General features: G+C 54.8%; 18 protein-coding genes. 12 read left to right on the top strand and 6 right to left on the bottom strand.

Annotated features, from left to right (window positions below; genetic code table 11):
* Positions 1-138 precede the first annotated feature (138 nt).
* A complete protein-coding gene (locus tag ENTCL_RS12795; protein ID WP_013366554.1) occupies positions 139-1,053 on the bottom strand; it encodes a LysR family transcriptional regulator in 915 nt (304 codons plus the stop codon).
* A 101-nt stretch (positions 1,054-1,154) separates the two neighbouring features.
* Between ENTCL_RS12795 and ENTCL_RS12790 the strand changes: the two genes are divergently transcribed.
* The 3 genes from ENTCL_RS12790 (at position 1,155) to ENTCL_RS12780 (ending at position 3,154) form a co-directional block, all read left to right on the top strand.
* On the top strand, positions 1,155-2,069 hold the full coding sequence (locus ENTCL_RS12790) for a DMT family transporter (protein WP_013366553.1): 915 nt from the start codon (positions 1,155-1,157) through the stop codon (positions 2,067-2,069).
* A gap of 273 nt (positions 2,070-2,342) precedes the next feature.
* Complete coding sequence (locus ENTCL_RS12785) at positions 2,343-2,684, top strand: DHCW motif cupin fold protein (protein ID WP_013366552.1); 342 nt, start codon at positions 2,343-2,345, stop codon at positions 2,682-2,684.
* A 209-nt stretch (positions 2,685-2,893) separates the two neighbouring features.
* Complete coding sequence (locus ENTCL_RS12780) at positions 2,894-3,154, top strand: hypothetical protein (protein WP_157865549.1); 261 nt, start codon at positions 2,894-2,896, stop codon at positions 3,152-3,154.
* 202 nt (positions 3,155-3,356) lie between these two features.
* Here ENTCL_RS12780 and ENTCL_RS12775 read toward each other — a convergent pair whose 3' ends face one another.
* Positions 3,357-4,190 carry an oxidoreductase gene (locus ENTCL_RS12775; RefSeq protein ID WP_013366551.1) on the bottom strand — a complete coding sequence of 278 codons (834 nt, stop codon included), beginning with the start codon at positions 4,188-4,190 and terminating at the stop codon, positions 3,357-3,359.
* 105 nt (positions 4,191-4,295) lie between these two features.
* On the opposite strand from ENTCL_RS12775, the gene ENTCL_RS12770 reads away from it, so the two are divergent.
* Together ENTCL_RS12770 and ENTCL_RS12760 are read left to right on the top strand one after the other, a co-directional pair.
* Entirely contained in the window at positions 4,296-5,216 is a 921-nt protein-coding gene (locus ENTCL_RS12770) for an AraC family transcriptional regulator (RefSeq protein WP_013366550.1), read from the top strand.
* A gap of 179 nt (positions 5,217-5,395) precedes the next feature.
* A protein-coding gene (locus ENTCL_RS12760; RefSeq protein ID WP_157865548.1) for an IS3 family transposase occupies positions 5,396-6,507 on the top strand; the annotation gives its coding sequence in 2 pieces (ribosomal slippage) (positions 5,396-5,657 and positions 5,657-6,507; 1,113 coding nt in all).
* 66 nt (positions 6,508-6,573) lie between these two features.
* Here ENTCL_RS12760 and ENTCL_RS12755 read toward each other — a convergent pair.
* On the bottom strand, positions 6,574-7,362 hold the full coding sequence (locus tag ENTCL_RS12755) for a phosphotransferase family protein (RefSeq protein WP_013366548.1): 789 nt from the start codon (positions 7,360-7,362) through the stop codon (positions 6,574-6,576).
* A 284-nt stretch (positions 7,363-7,646) separates the two neighbouring features.
* Here ENTCL_RS12755 and ENTCL_RS12750 point away from each other — a divergent pair, with 284 nt between their 5' ends.
* Positions 7,647-8,453, top strand: coding sequence for an MBL fold metallo-hydrolase (locus tag ENTCL_RS12750; RefSeq protein WP_013366547.1), 807 nt, complete (start codon positions 7,647-7,649; stop codon positions 8,451-8,453).
* 117 nt (positions 8,454-8,570) lie between these two features.
* Here the strand turns inward: ENTCL_RS12750 and ENTCL_RS12745 are convergent, their stop codons facing one another.
* The gene (locus ENTCL_RS12745; RefSeq protein ID WP_013366546.1) at positions 8,571-9,053 is read right to left on the bottom strand and encodes a glutathione peroxidase; all 483 of its coding nucleotides are present in this window, start codon (positions 9,051-9,053) and stop codon (positions 8,571-8,573) included.
* 275 nt (positions 9,054-9,328) lie between these two features.
* Complete coding sequence (locus ENTCL_RS12740; protein WP_013366545.1) at positions 9,329-9,586, bottom strand: hypothetical protein; 258 nt, start codon at positions 9,584-9,586, stop codon at positions 9,329-9,331.
* 459 nt (positions 9,587-10,045) lie between these two features.
* Between ENTCL_RS12740 and ENTCL_RS12735 the strand changes: the two genes are divergently transcribed.
* Together ENTCL_RS12735 and ENTCL_RS12730 are read left to right on the top strand one after the other, a co-directional pair.
* On the top strand, positions 10,046-10,318 hold the full coding sequence (locus tag ENTCL_RS12735) for an SRPBCC family protein (RefSeq protein WP_157865547.1): 273 nt from the start codon (positions 10,046-10,048) through the stop codon (positions 10,316-10,318).
* On the top strand, positions 10,315-10,899 hold the full coding sequence (locus tag ENTCL_RS12730) for a dihydrofolate reductase family protein (RefSeq protein ID WP_013366544.1): 585 nt from the start codon (positions 10,315-10,317) through the stop codon (positions 10,897-10,899). Before ENTCL_RS12735 ends, ENTCL_RS12730 begins: the two co-directional genes overlap by 4 nt.
* 209 nt (positions 10,900-11,108) lie before the next feature.
* Here the strand turns inward: ENTCL_RS12730 and ENTCL_RS12725 are convergent, their stop codons facing one another.
* On the bottom strand, positions 11,109-12,506 hold the full coding sequence (locus ENTCL_RS12725; RefSeq protein WP_013366543.1) for a mercuric reductase: 1,398 nt from the start codon (positions 12,504-12,506) through the stop codon (positions 11,109-11,111).
* 411 nt (positions 12,507-12,917) lie between these two features.
* On the opposite strand from ENTCL_RS12725, the gene astC reads away from it, so the two are divergent.
* Genes astC through astB form a run of 4 tightly spaced genes read left to right on the top strand, consistent with a single transcriptional unit; the run spans position 12,918 to position 17,966 of the window.
* On the top strand, positions 12,918-14,138 hold the full coding sequence (gene astC / locus ENTCL_RS12720; RefSeq protein ID WP_013366542.1) for a succinylornithine/acetylornithine transaminase: 1,221 nt from the start codon (positions 12,918-12,920) through the stop codon (positions 14,136-14,138).
* Positions 14,135-15,169: an arginine N-succinyltransferase gene (astA, locus tag ENTCL_RS12715; protein WP_013366541.1), complete on the top strand. Its 1,035-nt coding sequence runs from the start codon at positions 14,135-14,137 to the stop codon at positions 15,167-15,169. Before astC ends, astA begins: the two co-directional genes overlap by 4 nt.
* Complete coding sequence (astD, locus tag ENTCL_RS12710) at positions 15,166-16,644, top strand: succinylglutamate-semialdehyde dehydrogenase (RefSeq protein ID WP_013366540.1); 1,479 nt, start codon at positions 15,166-15,168, stop codon at positions 16,642-16,644. Before astA ends, astD begins: the two co-directional genes overlap by 4 nt.
* A complete protein-coding gene (gene astB / locus ENTCL_RS12705; protein WP_013366539.1) occupies positions 16,641-17,966 on the top strand; it encodes an N-succinylarginine dihydrolase in 1,326 nt (441 codons plus the stop codon). The genes astD and astB overlap by 4 nt, the downstream gene beginning before the upstream one ends.
* Positions 17,967-17,977: the final 11 nt, after the last annotated feature.

The following is a 17,977-nucleotide window of genomic DNA, read 5'->3' as shown; positions in this document are numbered from 1 at the left end:
GGGGGAAGGGGACAAGGACGGAATTGGACTTTTTGTTGGGGGGGATTGGGATGTTATGGTTGCCGGTGAGAGCGAGAATCGGACGTTTCCGGTGCACTTCATTCTTTAGGATCCCTGAACCGATTTTTGACAACGCACTTAGCTCTTCCCCTCCAGTCTCACAATTAGCGAACGTAGAAAATCCCTTAATCGTTCTGCTGGAATTGACAGCGGTTGTCCGGTGTTGGTGACCACGCCGACGTCCATGTAGGTGATGCAGTCCTCAATCGTCCGGCGAATGACTCGCTGACCGTTTAGCGACCAGGGGCGGTAGACCAGGTCGGATAAGATGGTGATTCCGTTGCCCTGGGCAACGAGGCTGCGAACGGCTTCAAAGGAATTACTGCGAAAATGGATGCTGGGCTGATAGCCTGCGAGCTGCCAGACATTGGTGATCACCGTGGGATATTGATCGGTTTCGAGCATCAAAAAGGGTAGCTTCTCGATATCCCGCAGGTGGATAACTGACTGACTCAACAACGCATGTCCCGGGGCGATCCACAACTGGCGCAGCGATCGAATAATGGTTTCCACCTCCAGGTCGCTGTCGCGCTGAATGTTCGACGTGAGCAGTAGGCAAAAATCAACCTTCTGCTGGCGCAGAGCGGTCAGCAGGTCAGGTGCTGTGGCCTCGAAATAGTCGATTTCCAGTAAGGGAAAACGATTTTCAATGTCACTCAGCATCTCCGGTAACAGGTATGCCGAGAGCGTCTGGGCTATCCCTATCCGCACTTTTCCGGCGGTCGTTTCCGGTTGGCGATGCAAATCTTCCAGGGCGATGTGGCTGCTGCTGATGATCGTACGGGCATGCGTCAGAAAGCGTTCCCCGGCCAAAGTGAGCCGGATCCCTTTTGGCAGGCGCAGAAAGAGCTGTGCATTAAGCGCCTCTTCCAGATTACGCAACGCGACTGTCATGGAGGACTGTGAAACGTGACAGCGGCTGGCAGCTTTAGACACCTGCAGTGTTTCTGCTAAGGCGATGTAAAATTCAAGTTGCCTGAGGGTGAATTTCATAGTTTAAAACGATACCATCTGAGCAAAACTTTATATTAGCATCTCTATTTTCTTCGCGGTAATGTTTCGGGGAACAAAATTGTATTATTGATGGGGTGGTTATGCCTTATTTATTGCTCACTCTCGCCGCGTGTTTTTGGGGCGGGAATTATGTGGTAGGACATCTGTTAGTCAGTCTTGTCGACCCTGTTTTATTATCCTCTGCTCGCTGGATATTCACTGCCATATTGCTGGTGGCGCTCTATCACCGGCAAATTCGTGGGCAATGGCAGGCTATGCAGCGTTCTTTTCACATCATCACTTTTCTGGCTTTGTTTGGGCAGGTGTTATTTCCACTGACCCTGTACATTGGTCTGCAATATACCTCATCGCTTAATGCTGCTATTTATTTATCAACAACTCCGGCATTGGTCTTATTGATTAATAAGACTATTTTTAAAGAAAAAATAACAACTCAGAATATCTCTGGGGTTATTATCAGTTCTTTCGGTGTGGTCTGGCTGGTGATGCAGGGGGATTTATGGCACCTGGATACCCTAAAGAATCTCAATCGTGGCGATCTGTGGACGATGGGCTCGGCAGCAAGCTGGGCTGTATATTGCGCGTTTCTGCGCATTAAACCCCGTGAAGTGGGGGGAAATGCGTTTGTGGCCATTAGTGCAGCGATAGGTGCCATAGTGCTTCTTCCAATATTGATTTTCTCTATGGTAAAAAATGGCATTCCAGCGCTTGCCGAATTTAGTCACAGCGGCCTGGCTATTGGTCTGCTGTACCTGATTATTTTTCCATCGTGGCTCTCGTATTTGTTGTGGAATAAAGGCATTCAGGCCATTGGCGCGACGCGTGGAGAAGTGTTTTCCCATTTCATCCCGCTGAGTGGTGGTTTATTCAGCGTGCTGTTTCTCAGTGAGCCATTACATGTATATCATCTGGTTAGCGCGCTACTGATTATCTGCGGTATTGCTCTCTGTTCTGGCAAACCCGCGAAAAGAGCGGCCAACTCTGTCGTGTCATAAACCAAACATACTGCGATAAAAGTGATTTCCGCTCCTGGCACAGAGCGGACTGGTTAACTTGCCTGGAGGTCCGCTATGAGCGAAGAACTGACGTTACCGACCCCCGTCGATTTTTACTGATGCAGCACCTCTAATAGGTACATGACTTGAATCAGGTTCAACTTCGTTACTACATATGAAAAATAATGTGTTGATGTATAAATTATTTTTTCTTATGTTAATTCACTCCAACATGAGCTCAAGACCTCTTTCTTAACAACGAAGGGCCATAAAATGAACATTGAGGCATTTGCTTTTGGCACCACCAACTGGGATGAAGTCGAAAAAACAGAACATCCAGGGGAAACAGGCATGGCCTACTGGCGCACACAATTGTTTGGCCACAAGCCGAACCAAATCCGAGTGCGAATGGTTGAATATACCCCAGGTTACCTTGCGGATCATTGGTGCAGTAAAGGCCATGTCCTTTTCTGTATGGAGGGAGAACTTGAAACACTGCTCGCAGATGGCCGTAAATTCACGTTAACTGCGGGGATGAGTTATCAGGTTGGTGATAACGCAGAACCACATCAGTCCAGAACGGCAATAGGAGCAAAACTCTTTATTGTGGACTGACGGATTCGTCGTTGTTGCGATTGCAACGTCCGTTCCTGGCACGGAGCGGACAAATAAAGGTCCGATGTGAGCGAAGATCGGAAGTTTTCACTTATTCTGCGTCTGTACTGGCAATCCCGATTGTAAATTAACATGATCCAAACAGTGGACTTTCTATTAGCTCGGGCGATAATCAATAGCAATCTTGCATTTACTGCGTATACAAAACAATGGCACTAAAAACGATTTACCGACATTTTCACACTGCTTGGAAGGATACGCCGCATGGACCTTTGAGTGATGTTCAACTTGCCAAGATCGCCCTAAATTGCGGCCGTGATGAAATCGCCGCAATCCACTTCGGTTTTAAACTGTTCAGATCAGAGCTTGCTGGTTGTCCTGATTGGGATTTCGATATGAAATATCAGTTATGGGGATCTATTGATACTTTTGAGCGCTTGCTGAAGCAAATAGAACAAGTACAGCCCTGACTGATGAACACAGTCAAATCAGACTTCGCTATCAGCAACGTCCGCTCCCCGCTCAAAGCAGACCTGCAGGTCTGCTTTGAGCGGGGAGCGGACGTTTAACTTCACCATAAGCAGGATGTCTTGGGCACCCTCGCTTGTCGTAAGATGGCCGTTTGTGGACGGCCATCATCGATTATCCCCTACACACTCTATGTCCGAAACCTCAGCCATCCGTTGAACGGGTGAGTATTTCCCATTGTTCAATTTCCTTACCTAACGCTTCGAGCTTCTGCCGCACCAAACTTAATGCATCACTGCCTAACAAGAGATGTGCGGGGGGATTCTGGCTCTCGATCAATTCCAGCATAGCGTGAGCAGCTTTAACGGGATCGCCGAGTTGATAACCGCTTTTTTCCTTACGCGTTTTACGAACAGGTTCAAATAAAGTGTCGTAGTCAGGGATACTGCGGGGACTACGTACCATTGAGCGCCCGGCCCAGTCTGTTCGAAATGAACCAGGTGCCACGGCAGTGACGTGTATGTTGAACGGAGCAAGCTCTTTACTTAACGTCTCTGATATCCCTTCCAGAGCGAATTTGCTGCCGCAGTAATAACTGATGCCTGGTAAGGTAATGAAACTACCCATTGAGGTGATATTGATAATGTGTCCGCGGCGGCGCTGGCGCATACCGGGCAACACGGCTTTGATCATAGCCACCGCGCCAAACACATTTACGTCAAACTGGCGGCGTATCTCTGCGAGCGGGGATTCCTCCAGAATGCCTTCATGGCCGTAACCGGCATTGTTCACCAGCACATCAATCGGGCCGACAGCGGATTCAATCTCTCCAGCCACCTCGTCAATACGCTCAACGTTCGTGACATCAAGCAGGTAACCAAAAGCCCGCTGCGTATCGAGACCCTCGAAAGCCTGCAATGCTTCGCTGGTACGTACAGTCCCTATAACCCGATGGCCCATTGCGAGGGCTTCTCTCGCCAGTGCCTGACCAAAGCCACTGCTGACGCCGGTAATGAAAATCGTTTTTGCAGATGCCATATAAAGAACTCCCATGAATAGTGAAGGTTGCATGGTATTCTCTGTTCTGCCGCACTTTTAGGCCGTATCTTCTCTTTTTCTTGCCTGATTTTATGAGGTGATGTGATGTCCGACATGATTGCCATGATGAAAACGCTTGCGGTACAGGAAGGGTACAACCTCACTTCCATGGCTGATGTACGAATTTTGCGTTCCGATCGCCCGCTAGCCAGAACGCCTGTGCTTTACGATCCAGGGATCGTAATCGTCTGCCAGGGCAGCAAGCGCGGCTATTTCGGTCAACAAACTTATTTATATGATGAGCAACACTACCTGGTGGTTTCAGTTCCAGTGCCGTTTGTAATGGAAACCGAGGCATCGGAAGAGCATCCGTTGCTGGCGATTTATATGCATCTGGATTTTCAGCTTGCCGCTGAACTGATGTTGCAGATTGAACAGCATGGTGCCCCGCGCCCTCCTGTCGCTCCGCAAAGCATGATGTCGAGTCCGATGGACAACGCGGTAAAAACGGCTGTTTTACGTTTACTTGAAGTCCTTAACAGCCCGCTAGAGGCGGCGCTCCTCGGCCCTTCGCGGGTGCGTGAACTCTATTTTCGCGTACTAACAGGTGCACAGGGCAACGCAATGCTTGCAGCCCTGGCTTTGCAGGGGCAGTTTGGCAAAATCGGCAAAGTGTTGCAGCATATCCACGCCACTTACGCTGAGTCGTTAACGCTAAATCAACTGGCGACGCAAGCCGGAATGAGCGTGCCAACTTTTCATAGCCATTTCAAGGCAATAACTCAGATGCCGCCGATGCAGTATGTGAAATCGGTGCGCCTGCATCAGGCAAGGATGCTGATGGTACGCCAACAAATCACCGCCGCCGCGGCGAGTTACGCCGTTGGCTATGAAAGCCCATCGCAATTTAATCGTGAATTCAAACGTCTGTTTGGCCTGCCACCGGCCGAGGAGATAAAGCGCATGCAGCGTAACTTCTCGGTTCCGCCAGAACATCAAGCGTCCGTATTTGTTTCATCGCATTAAGACTTATTCGGTATGGCAAACTCAACCTTCAGGTATGTAATGCCACGCTGCTGGCACGTGGCGGGTGAGTTGGCGGAGCTAAAGTTCAGCTGAGAGCGAGTGTAAGCATCCCTGCAAAACGAACCATTCACTTTTAGAGAGCTTCCGACATACTGATTATGTCCCCGGAGGAGATCACCATGCGTAAAGCCCGATTCACCGAACACCAGATCATTGCCGTTCTGAAGTCCGTCGAAGCCGGACGTACCGTTAAGGATGTCTGCCGTGAAGCCGGTATTTCTGAAGCCAGCTATTACAACTGGAAAGCGAAGTTTGGCGGTATGGAAGCGTCTGATATCAAGAAGATGAAAGACCTGGAGGATGAAAACCGGCGATTAAAACAAATGTTTGCTGATCTCAGCCTTGAATGCCGGGCACTGAAAGACGTTATCGAAAAAAAGCTTTAAAACCAGCGATAAAGCGGGAGCTCGTCAGCTATCTGACGGCACAATTTGCCATGAGCATCCGCCAGGCCTGCAGGACATTATCGCTGAGCAGGACGGTCTATCTTTACCAGCCCGATACCCGGCGCGATGAACCGGTGATCCAGCTGCTGACTGAGCTGGCAGAGCGCTACCCGCGATACGGTTTTAAGAAGTTGTTCCAGTTGCTGCGCAGGCAGGGTAACAGCTGGAACCATAAACGCGTTCACCGGATTTATTGCCTGCTGAAACTGAATTTTCGCCGCAAGGGGAAGCAACGTCTGCCGGTACGTAACCCGGCGCCACTGGTGAGGCCTGAGGCACTTAACCAGAGCTGGTCTATAGACTTTATGCATGATGCGCTGGTCTGCGGCAGGCGTTTCCGGACCTTCAATGTGGTGGATGACTTTAACCGCGAAGCCCTCGCAATAGAAATTGATCTGAATATCCCGGCGCAGCGGGTGGTCAGAGTGCTGGACAGGATAGTGGCGAATCGGGGGTATCCGCTGAAACTGAGGATGGACAACGGCCCGGAACTTGTCTCGCTGACACTTGCGCAGTGGGCTGAAGAGCATGGTGTGGCACTGGAATTTATCAAGCCGGGTAAGCCGACGCAGAATGCCTTTATCGAACGGTTCAACCGGACGTACCGGACAGAAATACTGGATTTTTACCTGTTCAGAACGCTGAATGAAGCACGGGAAATCACGGAACGCTGGATGAATGAATACAACAGCGAGCGTCCCCATGAATCCCTGAATAACCTGACGCTGGAGGAATACCGGCTGATGGCTGAAAAACCGGAACTCTCAAAAAGTGCGTGGAACTAAAGCAGGTGTGCTTACACAGATATCCCAGTCTGTAATGTAAATCGCGTTTTAATACTCAGTATTCATTCAAAGCATTTCTACTACATTATCTAGCCAGTCGGGGAGATGCTTCTTGTACCAGTTGAGGTATAAAGAAAATGCTGGCTTTTGGCGCTCATTAAGCAGCGTAATAACTTCGGTGACAATCCATGCTTTGGCAATGGCAATTTCCCTCGCCAGTGCATAGAAATTAGGGATGTTAGATAGTTGGCAATAGCGTTCTGCAAGTTCTGTATACGCTTGCTTTGTTCCCATTCCTTTTATGAGGGGGGCCAGATCGATAGCCGGGCTCCCTGTTCCAAATCGTTCCCAGTCGAAGAGAACTAAATCACCGTTTTCTCTTCTTCCCCAGTTGCCCGCATTGCTATCACCTGAAATCAGGCGCTGACAGCCAAACAAAACATCACTACACTGCTGAAAGCGCCGTAGTTGTTGTGCACTTTTATCAGGTAGCGCCAGAAGGGTGAGGGAATTTTCAAGCGCTGATGCTGACCATAAATGAGCGTGGTAAAGCCATTCAGAATTCGGAGGATAGCGATGTAAGCGCCCCAGCATAGTCAGTGCGTCATCATTTGCAACCGAGGTCTGGTCGACCTGCAGAGGAATATACTCCATTCTTAACTTATGCAGGGTGGCATCAACCGACAAAAGCTTTGGCGTGGTAATCCCTGCCTGTTTAAGCTCCGTCGCTGCATATCTATAAAAAGCGTACTCCACTTCTCCAACAGGGCATTTCTCAATAACCTGATGATTACAGCCATTAACAACAAGCGCCACTTTAGCGGTGCCCATTTTGGATAAATCGCTACCAGACATAACCTCTCTCTTTACAATACAATTAGCAGGTTGGTTGTGCCAATTATAGAGTGTAATGCAGATTGGAAATCTTAAGGATAGCGTTGCATCGACCCATTGAGCTCACAGCACTTAGCGCTCCTTCAACCCGACCGCTAAGTGCCAGGAGCGATGACGGTCCTCGCTAACTGGGTGCACTAACGGACACATCCCCGTTTATCCGTGTGCCAGGCTGACTGTGTTTTTTATCAAATACGTCGCCTTAGCGAGCCCACTGGCTTTCGCGGAAGAATCAGGAGAACTCCATGATCGCTTTATGCAAAACCTGCGGTACATCCTATGAGATAACCGATACCCACCCAGTGCATTGCAATATCTGCGAAGATGAACGCCAGTATATCCCCATTACGGGGCAGGAATGGGTCGATTTCGACGCTCATTGTGCTTCACACACAAATAAGTGGAAACAACACGACAGCTCTCTTCTCAGTATCCTCACCGTTCCTGATTTTGCGATTGATCAGCGCGCGTTTATTCTGCGTACCCCGGAAGGTAATATTCTGTGGGACTGTATTGCGACGCTCGACGAGGCCACGAAAATGCTAATAACCACCCTGGGTGGGCTTAAGGCCATCGCGATATCGCATCCTCATTACTACACCACCATGCAGGACTGGGCTGAAGAATTTAACGCCCCGATTTACCTTCATGCCAGTGACAGGAAGTGGGTAATGCGCGACAGCCCCTGGATCACCTTTTGGGAGGGCGACACCCTTGAACTGACCCGTGACGTCAGTGTGATACGTCTCGGCGGGCACTTTGCCGGCGGCTGTGTTCTGCACTGGGCGCGGGATGAAGGCGTGGTGCTTTCCGGCGACATCGTTCAGGTCACCCCTGGCGCGCAAACAGTCTCTTTTATGTGGAGCTACCCTAACTTGTTGCCGTTACCAGCCGCAACGGTCAGTGACATTATCCAGCGCCTGAGTAAGGTGAAATTCAAGAAACTCTATGGCGCGTTTGAAGGACGCGATATTACTGAGAATGCCGATGATATCGTGCGTCGTTCAGGCGAAAAGTATATTTCCTGCCTCAGGCAAACGGGCGAAAAATAACGGTTGGCGGATGGCTGCGCCTGGGAAAATACCGGCCTGAAGAATCGCCCGTCTTCCGATGCTGACCGAAATATCTTACTTAGCCCGGTAAGGGCATAGCCCGAATTACAGGAGCACTTAGATTTTAAGTGCAGCAAGGATTGCGGCTTCCATTTTCTCTGGGGTGGTGAACGGGGCAAAACGCTTGAGCGGTTTGCCGTCGCGCCCGATCAGGAACTTAGTGAAGTTCCATTTGATCCGACCACCCAGCACGCCGGGCAATTCGTCTTTCAGGTAACGAAACACCGGGTGGGTGGCAGCACCGTTGACCTCCACTTTCTCGAACATTGGGAAGCTCACACCGTAGGTGATGTGGCAGGTCTGCGAAATTTCGTCGGCGTCGCCGGGTTCCTGCTTCCCGAACTGGTTGCAGGGGAAACCAAGAACCACCAGCCCCTGGGCTGCGTACTTCTGGTAGAGCGCTTCCAGGCCTGCATATTGTGGCGTGAAGCCACAATGACTGGCGGTATTAACCACGATAACCAGTTTGCCAGCGTAGTCGGCCATAGTGATGAGCTGGCCACGTAGACTGGTGGCCGTCAGTTGATAAAAAGTGGTCATGGCGGAATCCTCAGTGCAGAACCGGTTTGACGCCAATATCGCTACGCAGCGCATACAGCGTGGAACGTGTGCAATACATCTTTGCAAAGTCGAACGAAAAGGACAACAAACAGGCGGCCTTTGATATGCCCACCTTGATGGACACACAGTTATATCAAATGTGTTGCATCCATCGATTAAACTCACAGCGAAGAGCGGAAGTTCGCAGTTTATCGCTACCGGATGTGCATTGATAATATTTCCATATATGATTAGCGGTGAGCAGGTCACCGCCACTACTCTTTAAAAAATGACGCCACTCCAACAAGGCCAACAAAAAGAAGGTTGTCAGAATAATCTTTTAATTCTTTAAGATATTCATCGTCATTTTTTTTCATCTTCGCTATAGCGTCCTGAGCACTTTCAGCTTCGACCTCGAAAAAATGCTTTTTGTAACCTTTCCTTTTGAGAAGGTCCTTTGCCTCTTTATTTACGCTACTTTTGGTAAAGACTCTTGCACCAGATTCGTTGTAGTAAAAAACATATACACTCACAGTAAACCTCCATGGTGGATAGCGCGGCTATTTCCTTTAATAACTTATCACTGCACACTTATACAAGTGTAGTAATATCATTAAATACAATGATTACACTGTTGTTTTTTGACTCCAGTTCTGCGACGTGTGCCGTCAGTGCGTCAATCGGTACCATTAACGCCTCATGGGTCAGCGCTGCTGCAACGCAGTTCGGTCCCGACAGAACACATTCGCTTCCACATTACAGTCTGGCAGTGTCACTCTGACCAGCCCTGAAGATTAGCTCATTCCGATGTTAGCAACGCCCGCTCCTGGCACTAAGTGGACTAATTAACTTGCCTGCAGGTCTGCTCTGAGCGAGAAGCAGAAGTTGGCACTTATCACACAAATCAGGGGCAAGTAGCCAATGGGCGCTGTTCCAGAACCGTATTGGTAACAAGATTTATACTTAATTCCAGATGTTCCGGGAATAGGGGCTTGCCATGGAGAGCAACCCGTTTTTCTCACGGCTGCATTCTTTTGTTCATCCTGAGCCGATACAACTTGAGCGTGCTCGGGAACACCTTCGTCACCCTCTCCGGCGTGAGCAGCGGTGGATGGACAAACCAAAGTGACGATACATCTGTTTTTCCGGGTGCGGAAGCACGCAAGATGGCGTTGGAGGAAATGGGGGTGATTGAAGGCGGGAACCAAACCCTGGCGCGCCTCGCAGACTATGTAATCAAAACGCAATCAAAGAGGAAATCATGAGAAAAATAGTTTCGTTTGTCCATGTGTCGCTGGATGGTTTTGTCGCTTCTACCGCTGAGGGCCTGGCGAGTCTGGCCTGGATAAGCATAAGCCCCGACTTGTTTGAATATGTAGAGCAGCGGATTCAGCAGACCGACACCGCCTTATATGGGCGCATCACCTACCAGATGATGGAGTCGTACTGGCCAACTGCTGCCGATAAGCTAGACGCCAGCCCGCATGACCATGCGCATTCGCGTTGGTATAAATCTGCCCACAAAGTGGTGTTGTCGAAAACCCTGTTAGAAAAAAATCACCCTAATACGCAAATTATTAGTAGCAATTTAAGCGACGAAATCAGCAAGCTCAGGCATAGCGCGGGCAGCGAAATCTTAATTTTTGGCAGTCCCTCAGCGACTCACGCGCTAATGGCGGAAAACCTTATTGATGAGTATTGGCTATTCGTCAATCCGATTCTGCTGGGGCAAGGCATTCCCTTGTTCAAAAACATCAAAGACAGAACCTCACTCATGCTGGTGAAGAGTAAAGTTTTCCCGTCGGGAGTAGTGTGCCTGCAATACGAGGTGAAACGAAATCAATAATGCAAGGTTCTGACTGTTCTGCCAGAGGCAGAAAAACCTCCGAACGGCTGCATTTCTGCGCAAGTGTAGCCAATCGATGTTTTGCGGTTACCCTGATTGACAATAGCGCCTAAGGGTCAACACATCCGCTTCTGGCTGTGAGTTCAGCCGATGGATGCAATACACGCGCTTCACTGTACAAATCAGGCCATCTCAAAACGTACTCGCTTTCAACCCAACCGACTCAACCTCCCCAAAATCGTCGGCAAAAACTCCGCCACCGTCGGGTGCACCGGCAGCGCCTGCATCATCAGCCGGTAGCTCGCCCCGGTCGCCATATAATTGGAAATCACCGCCACAATCTCATCGCCGCCAGTTCCCAGAAACGTTGCGCCGAGAAAGCGTTCGCTGTCGGCGTCGACAATCAGCCGGATAAGCCCTTGGGTCTCGCTTTCCTCCTTTGCGCGGCTGACGTCGGCCATGCTGAATTCTGCTGTCAGGATGTTTTGCCCGTGGGCCGCCCGTTCCTGGGCCTGCGCCAGCGTTATGCCCACGCGGCCGAGCGGCGGGTCGGTGAACATGGCGTAGGTGACGACGCGCTGGTCGGCGTCGCGCCACTGCCCGTCCGGGGTCTGACCGTCGAGTTCCGCCAGCACAATCTGGTAGTCATGGTAGCTGGTGTGGGTGAACGCGCCGCGCCCGTTAATATCGCCGAGGGCCTTAATGCCGGGCACGCTGGTGTTGAAGTGCGCATCGGTGCGGATAAAGCCGCGCGGGTCCGTTTCCACGCCGACGGCGGCAAGGTTGAGCCGCTCGGTGTTGGGGATGCGCCCGGTGGCGAACAGGATATGGCTGCCGGTCAGCGTGCGGCCATCGCTGAGCCGCACGCTCACGCCGTCGCCGTATGGGGAAAGGGCGCTGATGGCGGACTCCAGATAAAAGGCGATCCCCTCGTCCTGCAGAAAATCGAGGATCGCCGCGCTGACGTCCTCATCCTCCCGTTCGGCGATGCGCGCCGCGCGGTGGATGACCGACACCTGTGCGCCCAGGCGGCGGTATATCTGCCCCAGTTCGAGGCCGATGTAGCTGGCGCCGACGATAATCAGATGCTGCGGGCACGCCTCCAGCGCCAGCAGGATGGCGTTGTCGAGATAAGGCACCCGGTCGATGCCGGGGAGCGGGGGGATAAACGCCCGGGTGCCGGTGTTGAGATACACCTGGCGGGCGCTGAGGGTCTCGCCGTTCACCTCTATCAGAAAGCGCTCGCCGTCGAGGCCCAGGAAGCGGCCCCAGCCGTGGATCATCTCAAGGTTTTCCGTGCCCTCAAGCCACTGCACCAGCCCGCTGCGCGAGGACTCGACGCGCGCGCGCATCCGCTGGATGGCGGCGGCATAGATAACGTTAACCGGCCCGGTGACCACGCCGAACTCCGCCGCGTGGCGCGCCAGATGGGCGATACGTGCAGACTTTCGCAGCGTTTTGGTCGGCGTGCAGCCGAAGTTCACGCAGGTGCCGCCATAAAAGTTGCCTTCAATTATGACGACCGTTTGCCCGCGGGCGGCGAGGGCCACCGCCAGGGAAGGCGCTGCCTGACCGGCGCCAATCAGAACCGCATCAACATGCCGCATCGGTATTCCTCATTGAGTTTGCCTGAAAGGGCTACAGATTGAGCGTAGCGCAGCGCGTTATCCATGACAAACGCCCGGGGAATTGCCCTTTTTTGGCGCATTACGCTCCCTTTTGGTGCGCAGATTTACGACAAATCTCGCAGACGATCACAGTTCATGAATTAAGTTTTACTAATGAATAATGTTGCGATTATTAGTGCCTCTAATGGCCTGTCAAACCCTTTTTATTCACTTTCTATGCATTAATTGTGAATAGCTACGAATTGTAAGTTATTGATATTAAGTTTAGAACCCGCGTTTATGCACTTTTGCCGCTGGCTGGCACGATGTCTGCAATATACATTTACAGCACAAACACTCATTTTTATTAACACAACGATAACCTTATATTTACCGGAAGAAGAGGTCGCTATGAATCAGTCAGTAACGCGTGGAAATTTTGACGATTGGATGATGCCGGTTTACGCTCCGGCGGCGTTTATTCCGGTACGCGGCGAAGGCTCCCGTCTGTGGGACCAGCAGGGTAAAGAATATATCGATTTTGCCGGCGGTATCGCGGTGAACGCGCTGGGTCATGCGCATCCGGCGATGATCAAGGCCCTGACCGAGCAGGCGGGTAAGTTCTGGCACACCGGCAACGGCTACACCAACGAGCCGGTGCTGCGTCTGGCGAAGCAGCTGATCGACGCCACCTTTGCCGAAAAGGTGTTTTTCTGTAACTCCGGTGCGGAAGCGAACGAAGCGGCGCTGAAGCTGGCGCGTAAGTACGCTCACGACAAGTTCGGCACGCATAAAAACGGCATTGTGGCGTTCAAGAACGCCTTCCATGGCCGGACGCTGTTTACCGTCAGCGCGGGCGGCCAGCCTGCCTACTCGCAGGACTTCGCGCCGCTGCCGCCGCAAATCCAGCACGCGGTGTACAACGATATCGACTCCGCGCGCGCGTTGATCAATGACGATACCTGCGCGGTTATCGTCGAGCCGATGCAGGGCGAAGGCGGCGTAGTCCCTGCCGCTCCGGCGTTCCTCAAAGAGCTGCGCGCGCTGTGCGACCGCCACAACGCGGTGCTGATTTTCGACGAAGTGCAGACCGGCGTCGGCCGCACCGGCGAGCTGTATGCCTATATGCACTACGGCGTGACGCCGGATGTGCTCTCTACCGCTAAGGCGCTGGGCGGCGGCTTCCCGATCGGCGCGATGCTGACCACCGACAAATTTGCCAGCGTCATGGTGGTGGGCACCCACGGCACCACCTACGGCGGCAACCCGCTGGCGTCCGCCGTCGCGGGCGCGGTGTTCTCCCTGATCAATACCCATGAGGTGCTGAACGGTGTCAAACAGCGCCACCAGTGGTTCACCGAACGCCTGAGCGCCATCAACGCGCGCTACCCGCTGTTTGATGAAGTGCGCGGCATGGGGCTGCTGATCGGCTGCGTGCTGAAGGCTGAATATGCCGGCAAAGCGAAGCAGATCAGCCAGCTGGCGGCGGAACACGGCCTGATGGTGCTGATCGCCGGGGCCAACGTGGTGCGCTTTGCGCCTGCGCTGATTATCAGCGAAGAAGAGGTCAAAACCGGTTTCGACCGCTTTGAGCTGGCCTGCGCCCGGTTCCTCTCCGGGGTGACATCATGATGGTGATCCGCCCGGTCGGACGCGAGGATTTGCCCGGCCTGATGGCGCTTGCAGGGAAAACCGGCGGCGGTCTGACATCGCTGCCTGCGGATGAAACCACGCTGTCGGCGCGTATTGAACGCTCGATCCAGACCTGGGAGGGCGTACTGCCGAAAGGCGACCAGGGGTATGTGTTTGTGCTGGAGGATACCGCCAGCGGCAGCGTGGCGGGGATCTGCGCCATTGAGGTGGCGGTGGGGCTGAATGACCCCTGGTACAACTACCGGGTGGGCACGATGGTGCACGCGTCGAAAGAGCTGAACGTCTACAACGCGCTGCCGACGCTGTTCCTCACCCACGATCACACCGGCAGCAGTGAGCTGTGCACGCTGTTTCTCGACCCGGCCTGGCGCAAAGAGGGCAACGGCTATCTGCTGTCGAAATCGCGCTTTATGTTTATGGCCGCCTTCCGCGATCGCTTTAATGAGAAGGTGGTGGCGGAAATGCGCGGGGTGATTGACGAGCACGGCTATTCCCCGTTCTGGGAAAGCCTCGGCCAGCGCTTTTTCTCCATGCCGTTTGCCCGCGCCGACTACCTGTGCGGCACCGGACAGAAGGCGTTTATCGCCGAGCTGATGCCCAAACACCCGATCTATACCGATTTTCTGTCGGAAGAGGCGCGCGCGGTGATAGGCCAGGTGCACCCGCAAACCGCCCCGGCGCGCGCGGTGCTGGAAAAAGAGGGCTTCCGCTACCGGAACTATGTCGATATTTTCGACGGCGGCCCGACGCTTGAGTGCGACATCGACCGGATCCGCGCTATCCGGAAAAGTCGTCTGGTGGAGGTGGCGGAAGGCCAGCCGGCGCCGGGCGATCTGCCGGTCTGCCTGGTGGCGAACGAGCAGTATCAGCACTACCGCGCGATGCTGGTGCAGGCCGACCCGCACACCGATAAGCTGCTGCTGAGCGCGCAGCAGCTTGATGCCCTGAACTGTCATGCAGGCGACCGCGTACGGCTGGTTCGTCTTTGCCCGGAGGAGAAAAAAGTATGAGCTTATGGATTAACGGCGACTGGGTGACAGGCCGCGGACAGGCGCGTAATAAACAGAACCCGGTAACGCATGAGGCCGTCTGGCACGGTAACGATGCGGACCTTGAGCAGGTGGTGCAGGCCGTCGGCGCGGCGCGCGCCGCGTTTCCCGGCTGGGCGAAGCAGCCCTTCGACGCCCGCCAGGCGGTTGCCGAACGCTATGCCGCGCTGCTGGAGGCCAACAAAGAGCAACTGACGGAAATCATCGCCCGCGAAACCGGGAAACCGCGCTGGGAATCCGCCACCGAAGTTACCGCGATGATCAACAAGGTGGCGATTTCGGTGAAGGCGTACCATAGCCGCACCGGCGAGCAGAGCACGCCGATGCCGGACGGCGCCGCCTCGCTGCGCCATCGTCCGCACGGTGTGCTGGCGGTATTCGGCCCGTATAACTTCCCCGGTCATCTGCCGAACGGACATATCATCCCGGCGCTGCTGGCGGGGAACACCGTGGTGTTTAAGCCGAGCGAAATGACGCCCTCCACTGGCGAGGCGATGGCCAGACTCTGGCAGCAGGCCGGGCTGCCGCCGGGCGTGCTTAACCTGCTGCAGGGCGGCCGGGAAACCGGCGAAGCGCTGGGCGGGCAGGCGGATATCGACGGCGTGCTGTTTACCGGCAGCTCGGCGACCGGGTTCTCGCTGCACCGCCAGTTAGCCGGGCAGCCGCAAAAAATGCTGGCGCTGGAGATGGGCGGCAACAACGCGCTTATCGTCGACGAACCTGACGATATCGACGCTGCGGTGCATACCACGATTCAGTCGGCATTTATTACCGCCGGGCAGCGCTGCACCTGCTCGCGCCGCCTGCTGGTGAAGCGCGGCGCGAAGGGCGATGCCTTCCTGGCCCGCCTGGTGGAGGTCAGCCGCCGGATTGTGCCGGACCGCTGGGACGCGCAGGAGCAGCCGTTTATGGGCGGCCTGATTTCCGCGCAGGCCGCGCAGCATGTGCATAGCGCCTGGCGCCAGCACGTGGCGAACGGCGGGGTGACGCTGCTTGAGCCGCGCCTGCTTGAGGCGGGGACGTCGCTGCTGTCGCCGGGCATTATCGAACTGACGGGCGTGAGCAAGGTTGCCGATGAGGAAGTGTTCGGGCCGCTGCTGTGCGTCTGGCGCTATGACACGTTTGCTGAGGCGATCGCGCAGGCGAACGCCACCCGTTACGGTCTCTCCTGCGGCCTGATTTCTCCGGATCGCGAAAAGTTCGACCAGCTGCTGCTGGAGGCGCGCGCCGGGATCGTCAACTGGAACAAACCGCTGACCGGGGCGGCCAGCACCGCGCCGTTTGGCGGCGTGGGCGCCTCCGGCAACCATCGCCCTGGCGCCTGGTATGCCGCCGACTACTGCGCCTGGCCGATGGCGAGCCTCGAATCCGCCTCGCTGGCGCTGCCGGGCACGCTGAACCCGGGGCTGGATTTTTCCCGTGAGGTGCAATCATGAAAGCCTGGGAAGTGAATTTTGACGGTCTGCCGGGGCTGACGCACCACTACGCCGGGCTGTCGTTCGGTAATGAAGCGTCGACGAAGCACCGTTTCCGCGTCTCGAACCCGCAGCTGGCGGCGAAGCAGGGGCTGCTGAAGATGAAGGCGCTGGCGGACATGGGCTTTAAGCAGGCGGTGATCCCGCCGCAGGAGCGCCCGAACGTCGCGCTGCTGCGCCAGATTGGCTTTAGCGGCAGCGATGAGCAGGTGGTGGCGCGCGCGGCCGCGCAGGCGCCGCAGCTGCTGTCGGCGGTCAGTTCGGCTTCGTCGATGTGGGTCGCTAACGCCGCGACCGTCTGCCCGTCCGCGGATGCGCTGGACGGCCGGGTGCATCTGACGGTCGCGAACCTGAACAACAAGTTCCACCGCGCCAGCGAAGCGCCGACCACAGAAGCGATTCTGCGGGCGATTTTCCGCAATGAAAGCGCCTTTGCCGTCCACGGCGCGCTGCCGCAGGTGGTGCTGTTTGGCGACGAAGGCGCGGCAAACCATAACCGCCTGGGGGGCGAGTACGGCGCGCCGGGTCTGCAGATGTTTGTGTACGGCCGGGAGGACGGCGGGGCGCATGCGCCGCGTCGTTACCCGGCGCGGCAGACGCTGGAGGCAAGCCAGGCGGTCGCCCGGCTGAACCAGGTCAACCCGCAGCAGGCGATTTTTGCGCAGCAAAACCCGCAGGTGATCGACCAGGGCGTATTCCATAACGACGTGATCGCCGTCAGCAACCGCCAGGTGCTGTTCTGCCATGAGCAGGCGTTTGTGCAGCAGGACGCGCTGCTGGCGCAGCTGCGCGAGCGGGTGCCGGGCTTTGCGCCGGTAGTGGTGCCAGCCTCGCGGGTGTCGGTAGACGATGCGGTGGCGACCTACCTGTTCAACAGCCAGCTGCTCAGCAGGCCGGACGGCAGCATGCTGCTGGTGCTGCCGAAAGAGTCGCAGGAGCACGCGGGTGTGTGGGCGTATCTCAACGATATGCTGGCGATGGATAACCCGATCGGCGAGCTGAAGGTGTTCGACCTGCGCGAAAGCATGTCCAACGGCGGCGGTCCGGCCTGTCTGCGCCTGCGCGTGGTGCTTAACGAGGCCCAACTGCAGGCGGTGAACCCGTCGGTGCTGATGAACGATACGCTGTTCGCCACGCTTAACGACTGGGTGGATCGCTACTACCGCGACCGTCTGACCCAGGCCGACCTGGCGGACCCGCAGCTGCTGCGGGAAGGGCGCGAGGCGCTGGATCGCCTGACGCAGATCCTCGGCCTTGGCGCTATCTACCCGTTCCAGCAATAACAGGAGGCTTT

This window comes from [Enterobacter] lignolyticus SCF1, from assembly GCF_000164865.1.
Lineage (GTDB): Bacteria > Pseudomonadota > Gammaproteobacteria > Enterobacterales > Enterobacteriaceae > Enterobacter_B > Enterobacter_B lignolyticus.
The sequence above is the reverse complement of the archived record's forward strand: the minus strand, read 5'-3'. Positions and strand labels throughout refer to the sequence as shown.